Consider the following 12,623-nt stretch of genomic DNA (forward strand, 5'->3'; position numbering starts at 1 on the left):
TGACGACAACAACAAGGAGACGACGTGGACCTGTATTACTCCGACGAGGACCTGGTCTTTCGCGACCAGGTCCGCGCCTTTCTCGCTTCCCATCTTCCCCCCGACCTCCGGCACAAGGTTCGCCAGCACCTGCGCCTGACCCGCGACGACTACGTTCGCTGGCACCGCATCCTGGCCGCCCAGGGCTGGGCCGCGCCCGGCTGGCCGGTGGAATACGGCGGCACCGGCTGGACGCCGCTACAGCGCCATATCTTCGAGGAAGAATGCGCGCTGGCCGGCACGCCGCAAGTCCTGCCGTTCGGCGTCAATATGGTGGCGCCCGTGATCATGGCCTTCGGCAGCCAGCAGCAGAAGGACTATTACCTGCCGCGCATCCTGTCCTGCGAGGACTGGTGGTGCCAGGGCTATTCCGAACCGGGCGCCGGCTCGGACCTGGCCGCGCTCAAGACGAGCGCGGTCCGTGATGGCGATCATTACGTCGTCAACGGCCAGAAGACCTGGACCACGCTGGCCCAGCACGCCGACATGATCTTCTGCCTGGTGCGCACCGATCCCGGCGTGCGCAAGCAAGAGGGCATTTCCTTCCTCCTCATCGACATGCGCAGTCCCGGCATCACGGTGCGTCCGATCGCGACGCTCGACGAAGACCACGAAGTCAACGAAGTTTTCTTCGACGACGTCAAGGTGCCGGTCGCCAACCTGGTGGGCCAGGAAAACCGCGGCTGGACCTACGCCAAATACCTGCTCGGCCACGAGCGCACCGGCATCGCCTCCGTGGGCCGCTCCAAGCGCGAGCTGGCCTTCGTCAAGCGCCTGGCGCTGCGCGAACAGAAGCGCGGACGGCCGCTGCTCGACGACCCCCTGTTCGGCGCGAAAGTGGCGGCGCTCGAGATCGAATTGATCGCGCTCGAGATGACGGTGCTGCGCGTGCTGGCCAGGGGCGACGCCGCCCCCGGTCCCGAGGCGTCGATGTTGAAGGTCAAGGGCACCGAGATCCAGCAGGAGTTGACGGAGCTGATGGTCGAAGCGGCCGGCCCGCAGGCGCTGCCCTTCGATCCGGCCTACCTGGCCGGCGCGCGCGAGCACGCCGTCGCGGGCGACGACGATGCGGCGCCGCTGGCGGGCCATTACTTCAACTACCGCAAGACCTCGATCTACGGCGGGTCGAACGAAATCCAACGCAACATCATCTCCCAGATGATCCTGGGACTGTGAGGACGGCATGCATTTCGAACTGAACCAGGAACAGCAGCAGCTGGCCGATGCGGTGCGGCGCTGGATCGGCCGCGACTACGGCTTCGAGACGCGGCGCGCGATCGTCCATTCGACCTCGGGCGTCTCGCCGGACGCCTGGGCCACGATGACCGAACTGGGCCTGACGGCGCTGCCGGTGCCCGAGGAACGCGGCGGCTTCGGCGGCGACGCCCTCGCCATGTTCGCCGTGATGCAGGAACTCGGCCGTGGACTGGTGGTCGAACCGTATATGGCGACGGTACTGGGCGCCGAATTCCTGCGCCTGGGGAGCGCACAGGCGGGGCATGGTGCGCTGCTCGAGCGGGTCGCCGCCGGCGAATTCAAGCTCGCCTGCGCGCTGGGCGAGCGCCAGTCGCGGCACGACGCCTTCGACATCGCCACCCGGGCCGATGCCGTCGATGGCGGCTACCGCCTGCATGGCGAGAAGCGCGTGGTGGTGCATGGCGCCGAAGCCGACGCCCTGATCGTATCGGCGCGCAGCGCAGGGGCTGTAGGCGAAGGGCAGGGTATGGATGGCGTGAGCCTGTTCGTGGTGCCGCGCGACAGCGCAGGCCTGCGCGTCACGGCGTACCGTACGCTCGATGGCCTGCGCGCGGCGGACGTGGCGCTCGACGGCGTGGTGGTCGGGCGCGACGCCGTGATCGGCCGGGTGGAAGAGGGCGGCGCCATCCTCGATGCAGCGCTCGATTATGCCGCCGGCCTGGTGTGCGCGGAGGCGCTGGGGGCAATGGAGGCCCTGTTCGACATGACGCTCGAGTATCTCAAGACGCGCCAGCAGTTCGGCGCGCCGATCGGCAAGTTCCAGGCGCTGCAGCACCGGATGGCCGACATGGCGATCCACCTCGAACAGGCGCGATCGATGGCCTTGCTGGCGGCGCTGGCCCTGGCGCGTTCCGGTGGCGCCGATGCCGATCGCGATGGCGACCGCGATGCCGCCGCCCGCGAGACGCGCCGGCGTGTGGTGTCGGCCGCCAAGTACCGCGTCGGCCTGGCCGCGCGCTTCATCGGCCAGGGCGCCATCCAGCTGCATGGCGGCATGGGCGTGACCGACGAACTGCCGGCCTCGCACTACTTCAAGCGCCTGTCGATGATCGAGCTGACGCTGGGCGATATGGGCCACCACCTGGACCGCTTCATCGCGCAGCCAGGTTTCCGGGAGGCGGCATGACGGCAGGAGCAGACGAAGGAGCAGGCACGCCGGCCCACGCGCGCGAGCGCGTACTGCCCGCTGCGCCGGCTGGCAAGCGCTGGTATTTCGAAGACTTTTATCCGGGCCAGGAGATCGCGCTGGGCGAGCGCACCGTCACCGAAGCCGAGATTCTCGCCTTCGCCCATGCGTTCGATCCGCAGTCCTTCCACGTCGACGCCGAGGCGGCGCAAGCGTCGCCCTACGGCGGCCTGATCGCCAGCGGATGGCATACCTGCAGCATGATGATGCGCCTGGTGGTCGATGGCCTGTTGGGCGCGGCCGACGGCATGGGTTCGCCCGGCCTGGACGGCGTGCGCTGGCTGCAACCGGTGCGCGCCGGCGACACCCTGCGCGTGCACTATCTCACGCGCCAGGTCAAGGCGTCCGCGAGCAAGCCCGATCGCGGCGTCGTCTGGTCGACCTGGACCGCCACCAACCAGCACGGCGTCGCGGTATGCACGATCGACGGCGTCGGCCTCTACGGGCGCCGGCCCGCCAAGGAGAATTGATGGCTGTCACGATCGCACTCGATGCGCTGCCGGCCCGGATCGGCAGCGAAGTCGCCGTCTCCGACTGGTTCGAAGTCGGGCAAGACCGCATCGCCACTTTTGCCGAAGCCACCGACGACCGCCAGTGGATTCACCTCGACCCCGAGCGCTGCAGGCGCGAGTCGCCATTCGGCCAGCCGGTGGCGCACGGTTTTCTCACCCTGTCGCTGCTGCCTGCCATGCTGACCAGCGCGCTGGCGATCGAGGGCATGCGCGTGGGCGTGAACTATGGCCTGAACAGGGTGCGCTTCCCGAGTCCGCTGCCGGCCGGCAGCCGGGTGCGCGGGCGCTGGACCCTGCACGGCGCCGAGCCGGTTGCCGGCGGCTGGCAATTCACCTGGGACGTGACGATCGAAGCCGATGGGGCGACCAAGCCCGTATGCGTGGCCGAATTTCTGATCCGCTGCTACCCCTGACGCGCCGGTAGCACCCGAGGCGCAGCCACTAGACCCCGTGGCCGCCGGCGCTGCCGGCGCTGCCGAGTGCGCCGATGCCGCTCATCCGATACTGATTGCGCCCGCCTTGGCCTGGTAGAGCAGGGCGTCGGCGCTGGCCACCAGGATGTTGGGCCCTTGCGCGTCGCGCGGCACCAGGCTCGACAGCCCGAGGCTCATCGTCAGGTACGGCGCCGTGGGCGAGGCCGCATGCGGCAGGCCGAGCTGGGCCAGTTCGGCCTGCAGGCGGTGCGCCACGCCCTCGGCGCCGAGCGCGTCGAGCTGGGGCAGCAGAATGGCGAATTCCTCGCCGCCATACCGCGTGACCAGGTCGTGGGTGCGGCCGGCGCCGCGGCGCAGCGCCGCCGCCACCTGCACCAGGCAGGCGTCGCCGGCCTGGTGGCCGTAGTGGTCGTTATAGGCCTTGAAATGGTCGACGTCGGCCAGGATCAGCGCCACCGGCAGCCCGGCGCGCGCGCAGCGGCGCCATTCGGCTTCCAGCCGCTCATCAAAAGCGCGGCGGTTGGCCACGCCCGTCAGCGGGTCGGTCAGGGTCAGCGCGCGCAGGGCGTCGGCCTGGCGCTTGACGGTCAGCTGGGTGCGCACGCGGGCGCGCACCACGGCCGCGTTGACCGGCTTGGTGATGAAGTCGGCCGCGCCCGCCTCCAGCGCGCGGGTTTCGTCCTCCGGCGTCTTGAGCGCGGTGACGAAGATGACCGGGATGTCGCGCGTCTCGGGCGCCGCGCGCAGGGCCGCGCACACGGCGTAGCCGTCCATGTCGGGCATCATCGCGTCGACCAGGATCAGGTCGGGGTGCTGGCTGCGCGCCAGCGCGAGCGCACGCGCGCCGTCCAGCGCGAACAGCACTTCCTGCTCTTCCTGCAGCGCCGCATGCAGGATCTGGATGTTTTCCATCGCGTCGTCGACCACCAGGATGCGGCCATTGAGCGCCATCTCGGTCCAGCTCATGGGGTTCCCTTTCGCTTCATGAGGTCTGCCACCTGGCGCGCCGCGTCGCCGAAGCGCAGGGTGGCGACAGCGTCGGCCAGCGCGGCCGCGGCCGGCTGCCCGGCGTCAAGCGCCAGCGCCGGCCGCAAGGCGCCTTCGGCGGCGATCGCCCTCATATTGTTATTCTCCAGTAAGTGAAGCAGGCACGCCAGCGCATCGTGCAGCGTGGCGCCCTGGTCCATGCCAGGTAGTTCCTGGGCCGGTTCACGGGCCGCGGGCGGCGCCAGCTCGCGCGCCGTCGCCGTCACGGCCTCGAGCGCGCGCGCCAGGTCCGCCAGGCGCAGGCGCACCGTGGCGTCGTCGGCATCGCGCAGCGCCTGTTCGAGGGCGCGGGCCGCCTCGGCCGCGCCGGTGGCGCCGAGATTGGCGCTCACGCCGCGCAGCCGGTGCGCCAGCTGGCCTGCGGCGCCGCGCTCGCCGGCCTCGACGTGCGCGCGCAGCTCGCCGAAGGTGTGGGCCTGGCCCTCGGCGAAGCGTACGAACACCTCGCAGAAGCGCTCGATGCTGCCGGCGAAGCGCGGCAGCGTCGATTTCAGGTCGATGCCGGGCAGGTGCGGCAGTGGCGCGCACGGCGCGGACGCGGCGCCCGCAGCCGCGCTTGCCGCGGCGGGCGCGCCCTGCGCGCGGCCGGTGACCCGCGACAAGGTCGCCACCAGCGCGTCGACGTCGATCGGCTTGGCCAGGTGGGCCTGCATGCCGGCGTCGAGGGAGCGCTGGCAGTCCTCGTCCATCGCATTCGCGGTCATGGCGACGATTGGCAGGTCCAGCCCGGCGGCGCGCATCGCGGCGGTCGCCTCGAAGCCGTTCATCACCGGCATCTGCAAGTCCATCAGCACCACGTCGAAGGCGGCGTCTTCCTGCAGCATGCTCAGCGCGGCGCGGCCGTTGGCCGCGATCTCGAGCGTGGCGCCGGCATGGGCCAGGATGAAGCCCGCCACTTCCTGGTTGATCAGGTTATCCTCGACCAGCAGCACGCGCAGGCCGCGCAGGGCGCCAGCCAGCGGCGTGCTGGCGGGGAGCGCGAGCGCCGCCCCGGCGCCGCCCAGCAGCCGGCACGCGGCCGCGCGCAGGCTGGCCCGGGTAAAGGGTTTGCCCAGCACCGCCGCCAGGCCCGACTCATTCTCCAGCCCATCGGCCAGCTCGGCATAGCGCTCGGTGTCGGGGTCGGGCGCCAGCAGGCAAAAGCGCGGCACATGCGCGTGCGCCGTGCGCACGGCCGAGATCAACGGCAGGCCGTCCAGACCGGGCATGGCGCTGTCGACGAAAGCGAACTCATAGCGCTCAGCGCGCAAGGCATCGAGGGCGGCGGCGCCATCGGGCGCCGTGTCCACGCGCCAGCCGAAGGCGGCGCAGGCCGCGGCCAGGGCGGCGCGCGCGCTGGCGTTGTCGTCGGCGACCAGTACGCGCAGGGCATCGTCGTGACCGGCCGGCGCGTCGGCCGCGGCTTCCAGCACCGGGAAGGACAGCTCGAAGCGGAAGGCGGCGCCGTCGCCGGGCACGCTCTCCAGGCGCAGGGCGCCGCCGGCCAGCTCCACCAGGCGGCGCGCGATCGACAGTCCCAGGCCGGCGCCGCCATATTTGCGCACGGTCGAGCTGTCGGCCTGCGAGAACACTTCGAAGATCCCGGCCTGCACCTCGGGAGCGATGCCGATGCCGGTGTCGCGCACCTCGAACGCCAGGAGCAGCTGGCCGTCGGCATCGCCGCGCGGCGCGATCGACAGCACGATCTCGCCCCGCTCGGTGAACTTGACCGCGTTGCCCACCAGGTTGAGCAGCACCTGTTCGAGCCGCACCGGATCGCCTTCCAGCAGCGGCGGCAGGTGGGGATCGACCGCGAACGTCAGCTCGACGCCCTTGGCCCAGGCGCCGGGGCCGTGCAGCACCGCGATGCTGGCCAGGATCTCGTCGAGGCGCAGCGGGATGCGCTCGAGGTTCAGCTGGCCGGCCTCGATGCGCGAGAAGTCGAGCAGGTCGCTCAGCATGCCCAGCAGCGAGCGGGTAGCGGTGCGCATGCGCGCCACATAGCCGCGTTCGCGCCGGCCCAGCTGGCCCTCCTCGAGCAGGCGCGCCAGGCCGACGATGGCGTTCATCGGCGTGCGCAGCTCGTGGCTCATGTTCGCCAGGAACTCGCTCTTGGCGCGGCTGGCCTGTTCGGCCAGGCGCAGCGCCGCCTCGAGCTGGACGCCGGTCGCGCGCAGCGCCGCCTCGGCCGCGACCCGGGTGCTGATGTCGCGGATCGTCGCCTGCATCATGCCGACGCCGCCGATGTCGACCCGGGTCAGCAGGATGTCGGCATGGAACACGCTGCCGTCGGCGCGCAGGTGCAGCCACTCGAAGGCATCCCGGCCCTCGTCCAGCGTGCGCCGCATGTGCTCCATCGCCACCTCGTCGCTCGCGCGGCCGTCGGCCTGCAGCAGCGGCGACAGACTGGCCGGCGACTCGTCGAGCAGGGCAGCCGGGTTGGCGAAGCCGAACAGGTCGGCCGCGGCCTGGTTGGCGCTGACGTAGCCGGCGCCGTAGGCCAGCAGCAGGTGGGCGTCACCGGCGGCCTCGAACAGGGCGCGGAACATCTCCTGGTGGTCGCGCTCGCGCTGCTGCTGGAGCTTGCGCTCGGTGACGTCGAGCACCACCACATTCACGCCCATCAGCCGGCGGTCGGGTCCATAGACCGGGAAGTAGCTCGAGATCCAGTGACGCGTGCTGCCCGGCGCCGACGGGGCCTCGCCGGCGGCCTCGATCTCGACCAGCGGCCGGCCGCTGGCTAGCACGCGCCGGTAGTTCGTTTCGAATTCCTCCCCGATCGGTCCCAGCAGCTCGGGCAGGCTGCGGCCCGCATGGTCGCGCGCCGGGCGGCCGTTGATGTCGGCCAGGTAGTCGTTGACCATCACCACCCGCAGCTCGCGGTCCATGAAGCACAGGCCGACGGGGATCGAGGCATATACCGTCTCCAGCTGCGCCTTGGAGCGCTCCAGCTCTTGCGTGCGTTCGGCCACCAGCGTCTCGAGGCCGTGCCGGTGTTCCTGCAGCTCGGCGTCCACCCGGCGCAGCGCACGCGCCACCGTCTCCACCTCGCGGATGTTCGAGAGCGGCAAGACCAGCGGCGCGCCGCGTCCCAGCTGTTCGGCGGGGCCGGCCAGTCCCTGCACGGCGCGCGCGATCGAGCCGCCCAGGGCCCAGGCCAGGGCCAGGCTGATCGCCAGCATGCCGCCGATCGCGGCCACCGTCTTGGCCATCGACTGCCCCAGCAGCTCGCGCGCCGCGTGGTACGGATAGCGGATCGTCACCACCCAGCCATGTTCGGGGGAACGGGCAAAGGCCGCGTAGCCGCGCGCCCCGCCATCCTGCGGCAGTTCGACGGTGCCGGCGCCGCCGCTTGCCACGGCCTTGGCCAGCGCCGGCGCCATCGGCAGGCCCAGGTGCTGGCCACGGTCGCCGCTGCGCGAGATGGTCAACAAGCGGCGGTCGTAGATGCCGGCGATCCAGCCTTCCGGCAGGTGCTGGCTGTCGAGCAGCTCGGCCATGCGGCGCGGACGCAGGTGCACCGACAGCACGAAGCGCACCTCGCCCTCCTGCCAGATCGGCACTTCGACCGACAGCGCGTACTGGCCGCCGTCGTCCAGCCGGTGCAGGCCGGAGGCCACGGTGTTGCCGGTCACGGCCACGCGCCGGATGTCGTCCTCGTTGCCGGTGCGCGGCAGCGAAACGCCGATGGGATAGCGAGTATTAATCAACGGCATACCGTTCGGCAGGCTCAGGACGAAGGCCTGGGCCGGGAAGTCGGGCCGCAGCAGGCCCCTGGCCATCTCGTGGATGGCGACCATGTCGCCCCGGGTCATGATCGACGTATTGGCCAGGACCCGGGCCGCGGTCTCGCCGCTGTCGATGTCGCGATCGACCGCCGCCGCCAGTACCTCGGCCACGGTCTGGGCGTCACGCGAAACGTGGTTGCGCTCGCGTACGGCGGCGTCGCGCGCCAGGGCGACGTAGCCGACCAGGATCGGCAGCGCGCACGCCAGCACCAGGATGTACAGCTTGGCGCGGATCGAAGGCAGCGAAAGACGGGCAAACGGCAAGGACGACTCCTGGTTTTAACGTGGTAACGGACACAGCCAGCATGTTAGCTGGCCCCATCCATGCCGCATAGCACCGGTTTTAATTGCCATCGTGCATCGTATTCACCCTGCAACATGCCGGACCTTCCACCTGGTCCGGATTGAACGCCACAGATGCGTCAGTCGAAGGGAGATTGTTACCGGAAGGTGAGTGGAAGATACTGGCAACGAGGCGAAACCGAGACAGAATTGCGCGCCCGCATGATGCTGATAATCACTATTGTGCCTTCAGGCATTAGAATCCCTTTTGCAGGAATTAACCCAAGGGATGGTATGGCAAGGCCAGAGAAAGTCCGCCTCGGCGAAGTGCTGATGCAGCAGAAACTGTTGAGCGAAGAGCAACTCCAGCAGGCGCTCGCCGATCAGAAGCGTACCGGCCGCAAGCTCGGCCGCGTGTTCGTCGAAAGCGGCTTCGTCACCGAAGACCAGATTTCGGGCGCTCTGGCGCGCCAGCTCGACATCCCTTACCTGAACCTGAAGTTCTACAACATTAACGCCGAGCTGGTGCGCCTGCTGCCCGAGACCGCGGCGCGGCGTTTCCGCGCGCTGGTGCTGGAAGACCGCAAGGAAACGATGCTGGTCGGCGTATCCGACCCGACCGACCTGTTCGCCTACGACGAGATCGCGCGCCTCATCAAGAAGGGTGTCGAGCTGGCGGTGGTCAACGAGACCGAGGTGCTGGCCGCGATCGACCGCATCTACCGCCGCACCGGCGAGATCACGGGTCTCGCGCGCGAGGTCGAGGCCGACCTGGGCGATGCGTCGATCGACTTCGGTGCGCTGGCCGCCAATCCGGGGCTCGAGGAAGCGCCGATCGTCAAGCTGCTGCAATCGGTGTTCGACGACGCGGCCCAGGTGCGCGCATCCGACATCCACATCGAGCCGCAGGAGGGGCGGCTGCAGATCCGTTTCCGTATCGACGGCGTGCTGCACCTGCAGACCGAGGCCGACCTCAAGGTCGCCACGCCGCTCGCGTTGCGCCTCAAGCTGATGGCCGATCTCGACATCTCCGAGAAACGCCTGCCGCAGGACGGCCGCTTCGCGGTCAAGGTGCGCAGCCAGCGCATCGACGTGCGTATTTCGACCATGCCGACCCAGTTCGGCGAATCGGTGGTGATGCGTCTGCTGAACCAGGTCAGCGCCAACTTGCGCCTGGATGCGATCGGCATGCCGGCGCGCCTGGTCGAGCGCTTCCGCGCCATCGTCGCCCGGCCGAACGGCCTGGTGCTGGTGACCGGGCCGACCGGCAGCGGCAAGACCACGACGCTCTACAGCGCCTTGTCCGAACTGAACTCGGTCGAGAAAAAGCTTATTACGGTCGAGGACCCGGTCGAATACCGGCTGGCGGGCATCAACCAGGTGCAGGTCAACGACAAGATCGAGCTGTCGTTCGCGCGCGTGCTGCGCTCGGCGCTGCGGCAAGACCCGGACATCGTGCTGGTCGGCGAGATGCGCGACCAGGAAACCGCCGCCATCGGCCTGCGCGCCGCGATGACGGGTCACCTGGTGCTGTCGACGCTGCACACCAATGACGCCGCCTCGACCCCGCTGCGCCTGATGGACATGGGGGTGCCGCGTTATATGGTGAGCGGCTCGCTGCAGGCCGTGCTGGCCCAGCGCCTGGTGCGCGTGATCTGCGAGAGCTGCACCGTCGACTACCGGCCGGCCGCCAACGAGATCGACTGGCTGCGCGCCGAACTGGGCGAGCAGGCCGCGAGCACGCGCTTTTATCACGGCAAGGGCTGCTCGCACTGCAACGGCACCGGCTATCGCGGCCGCACCGGCGTCTACGAATTGCTGGAGATGACGCGCGCCGTCACCGACGCCGTCAACCACCCGGATCCGGGGCATTTCCTCAAGGTCGCCCAGGGCGAGATGCGCGGCGAGACCTTGCGCCGCCACGCGGTGAGCCTGGCGGTGCAGGGGCGCTCGACGATCGCCGAGGCGATGCGGGTCAGTAACCAGATGGACGACTGACGCCCGGGACTGATCGATGCCATATTTCGCCTACAAGGGCCGCAATGGACGCGGCGAGCAGGTAACGGGCGTGCTCGAGGGCGCGGACAGCGGAGCCGTGGCCGACCAGTTGTTCGGCAGCGGCGTCACGCCGATCGAGATCAGCGCCACCCGCAAGCGCGCCGGCGCCAAGGGCCTGCTCTGGCGCGAACGCCTGTTCGAGAAGAAGGTCACGTCGATGGACGTGCAGCTGTTCAGCCGCCAGATCCATACCCTGCTCAAGTCGGGCGTGCCGATCATGCGCGGCCTGGCCGGGTTGCAGGAGTCGGCCATCAGCAAGTCGTTCGCGCGCGTGATCAAGGACTTGCGCGAGTCGCTCGACGCCGGGCGCGAGCTGTCGGCGGCCATGATGCGTCACCCCCAATGCTTCTCGCCGTTCTACCTGGCGATGGTGAAGGTGGGCGAGATGACCGGGCGCCTCGAAGAAGTGTTCCTGCGCCTGTTCGACCACCTGGAGTTCGATCGCGACATGCGCGAGCGGGTCAAGACGGCGCTACGCTACCCGGGCTTCGTGGTGATCGCGATGGTCCTCGCCATGGTGGTGGTCAACATCTTCGTCATCCCGCAGTTCGCCTCGGTGTTCAAATCGTTCGGGTCCGAATTGCCGCTGATGACGCGCATCCTGCTGGCGACCTCCAGCTTCACGGTCACCTGGTGGCCGGCGATCGCCGGCGGCGCGGCGCTGGCCTGGTTCGGATTTCGCGCCTGGACCCGCACCGCGAAGGGGCGGCTGGACTGGGACCGCTGCAAGCTGCGCCTGCCGATCGCCGGCAAGATCATCCACAAGGCCACGATGGCGCGCTTCGCGCGCAGCTTCGCGCTGTCGATGCGCAGCGGGGTGCCGATCGTGCATGCGCTGACCGTGGTCTCGCAGACCGCCGACAATGCTTACCTGAGTTCGCGCATCGAGCAGATGCGCGACGGCGTCGAGCGCGGCGAGAGCATCCTGCGCACCTCGACCGCGGCGAACGTGTTCACGCCGATCGTGCTGCAGATGATCGCGGTTGGGGAAGAAACCGGGTCGATCGACGACCTGATGGACGAGATCGGGCAGATGTACGAGCGCGAGGTCGACTACGAACTCAAGACCTTGTCGAGCCAGATCGAGCCGATCCTGATCACCTTCCTCGGCGCGATGGTGCTGATCCTGGCGCTGGGGATCTTCATGCCGATGTGGGACCTCGGGCAGGCCGCGCTGCATCCGAAATGAGCGCCGGCCGGGCGCCATGTTGTAAAAAGCACGCACGGGCCCGATGAAACTTAAAATTTCATCAATGAAACATTGCAATATGGCGACCTGTTTTCCGCCAAGACATCAAAGTTGCGAGTTCTCACGGTAGAATCGTGCAGCAGTGTAGCGCTAGGCAGCATGGCCACTCGTCCTATTATCGTCATGGAGAAGAAATAATGAAAGGCAGTTTTAACAAGAAAGCGCAGAGTGGTTTCACCCTGATCGAGCTGATCGTCGTGATCGTCATCCTGGGTATCCTGGCCGCGACCGCGCTGCCGAAATTTGCGGGCCTGGGCGGCGATGCCCGCGCAGCTGCAGTCCAGGCCGCGCGCGGCTCGCTGGTGTCGACGTCGGCCATGCTGCATGGCAAGTGGCTGATCAATAACGCCAGCTCGATCACGGTCGAAGGCGGACACGTCGTGGCGATGGAGCACGGGTATCCAACCGCCGCGACGATGGCGAGAGCGGCGGGTGTGGACGAAGAGTTCACCACAACCCCCATCGGCACCAAGGGTTTGCGCGTTGTGCCTAAGAACTTGCCTGCAGATCTCGCGGATACGTGTAATGTCGTCTATACGGCCCCAGAGAGTGGCGGCGCCGCTGTGGTGACGGTGGCGAATCCCCTCAAATGTGAATAACGAATCGGGCACCATCGAAGCGCTGCCCAGGCAGCGCTTTTTTATCGCGACAACCGACCCGGTAACGAACTCCTTCTATCCTGATGTACGTATGCCACGCTGGAATCGGTCAATTGCAGGATTCGCGAGTTTCTGCGATTTTTCCGCGTAGCATTGTCTATAATCAAGAGAGTTCTGCCACCGGCAACCGTCT

The 12,623-nt window shown here is 68.5% G+C and carries 9 protein-coding genes; 7 read left to right on the forward strand and 2 right to left on the reverse strand.

Features of this window, described 5'->3' with window-relative positions:
• Nucleotides 1-24: 24 nt before the first annotated feature.
• The 4 genes from ABIB38_RS14150 to ABIB38_RS14165 are packed head-to-tail and all read left to right on the forward strand — an operon-like array spanning nucleotide 25 to nucleotide 3,407.
• Complete coding sequence (locus tag ABIB38_RS14150) at nucleotides 25-1,215, forward strand: acyl-CoA dehydrogenase family protein (RefSeq protein ID WP_429204762.1); 1,191 nt, start codon at nucleotides 25-27, stop codon at nucleotides 1,213-1,215.
• Nucleotides 1,216-1,222: 7 nt separating this feature from the next.
• Complete coding sequence (locus ABIB38_RS14155) at nucleotides 1,223-2,422, forward strand: acyl-CoA dehydrogenase family protein (RefSeq protein ID WP_429204764.1); 1,200 nt, start codon at nucleotides 1,223-1,225, stop codon at nucleotides 2,420-2,422.
• Nucleotides 2,419-2,952: a MaoC family dehydratase gene (locus tag ABIB38_RS14160; protein WP_429204766.1), complete on the forward strand. Its 534-nt coding sequence runs from the start codon at nucleotides 2,419-2,421 to the stop codon at nucleotides 2,950-2,952. Before ABIB38_RS14155 ends, ABIB38_RS14160 begins: the two co-directional genes overlap by 4 nt.
• Nucleotides 2,952-3,407, forward strand: a complete 456-nt coding sequence (locus ABIB38_RS14165) for a MaoC family dehydratase (RefSeq protein WP_429204768.1) — start codon at nucleotides 2,952-2,954, stop codon at nucleotides 3,405-3,407. The genes ABIB38_RS14160 and ABIB38_RS14165 overlap by 1 nt, the downstream gene beginning before the upstream one ends.
• 81 nt (nucleotides 3,408-3,488) lie before the next feature.
• Here the strand turns inward: ABIB38_RS14165 and ABIB38_RS14170 are convergent, their stop codons facing one another.
• Nucleotides 3,489-4,394 (reverse strand): diguanylate cyclase domain-containing protein, encoded by a 906-nt coding sequence (locus ABIB38_RS14170; RefSeq protein ID WP_429204770.1) that lies wholly within the window; start codon nucleotides 4,392-4,394, stop codon nucleotides 3,489-3,491.
• Nucleotides 4,391-8,506 (reverse strand): response regulator, encoded by a 4,116-nt coding sequence (locus tag ABIB38_RS14175; protein WP_429204771.1) that lies wholly within the window; start codon nucleotides 8,504-8,506, stop codon nucleotides 4,391-4,393. The genes ABIB38_RS14170 and ABIB38_RS14175 overlap by 4 nt, the downstream gene beginning before the upstream one ends.
• Before the next feature lie 312 nt (nucleotides 8,507-8,818).
• Here ABIB38_RS14175 and ABIB38_RS14180 point away from each other — a divergent pair, with 312 nt between their 5' ends.
• The 3 genes from ABIB38_RS14180 to ABIB38_RS14190 all read left to right on the forward strand — a co-directional run bounded on the left by ABIB38_RS14180 (nucleotide 8,819) and on the right by ABIB38_RS14190 (nucleotide 12,430).
• Nucleotides 8,819-10,522 carry a GspE/PulE family protein gene (locus ABIB38_RS14180; protein WP_429204773.1) on the forward strand — a complete coding sequence of 568 codons (1,704 nt, stop codon included), beginning with the start codon at nucleotides 8,819-8,821 and terminating at the stop codon, nucleotides 10,520-10,522.
• Between the two features lie 16 nt (nucleotides 10,523-10,538).
• Entirely contained in the window at nucleotides 10,539-11,771 is a 1,233-nt protein-coding gene (locus ABIB38_RS14185) for a type II secretion system F family protein (protein ID WP_429204774.1), read from the forward strand.
• A gap of 197 nt (nucleotides 11,772-11,968) precedes the next feature.
• Nucleotides 11,969-12,430, forward strand: coding sequence for a type II secretion system protein (locus ABIB38_RS14190; protein ID WP_429204775.1), 462 nt, complete (start codon nucleotides 11,969-11,971; stop codon nucleotides 12,428-12,430).
• Nucleotides 12,431-12,623: the final 193 nt, after the last annotated feature.

The sequence above is a fragment of the Massilia sp. UYP11 genome, assembly GCF_050434805.1.
In the GTDB taxonomy this organism is placed as follows: Bacteria; Pseudomonadota; Gammaproteobacteria; order Burkholderiales; family Burkholderiaceae_D; genus Telluria.

What these genes read in the sequence shown, in the direction of transcription:
- ABIB38_RS14165 (WP_429204768.1), top strand. Translation starts at nt 2,952, where the DNA reads ATGGCTGTCACGATCGCACTCGATGCGCTGCCGGCCCGGATCGGCAGC.
- ABIB38_RS14170 (WP_429204770.1), bottom strand. Translation starts at nt 4,394, where the DNA reads ATGAGCTGGACCGAGATGGCGCTCAATGGCCGCATCCTGGTGGTCGAC.
- ABIB38_RS14155 (WP_429204764.1), top strand. Translation starts at nt 1,223, where the DNA reads ATGCATTTCGAACTGAACCAGGAACAGCAGCAGCTGGCCGATGCGGTG.
- ABIB38_RS14180 (WP_429204773.1), top strand. Translation starts at nt 8,819, where the DNA reads ATGGCAAGGCCAGAGAAAGTCCGCCTCGGCGAAGTGCTGATGCAGCAG.
- ABIB38_RS14190 (WP_429204775.1), top strand. Translation starts at nt 11,969, where the DNA reads ATGAAAGGCAGTTTTAACAAGAAAGCGCAGAGTGGTTTCACCCTGATC.
- ABIB38_RS14185 (WP_429204774.1), top strand. Translation starts at nt 10,539, where the DNA reads ATGCCATATTTCGCCTACAAGGGCCGCAATGGACGCGGCGAGCAGGTA.
- ABIB38_RS14160 (WP_429204766.1), top strand. Translation starts at nt 2,419, where the DNA reads ATGACGGCAGGAGCAGACGAAGGAGCAGGCACGCCGGCCCACGCGCGC.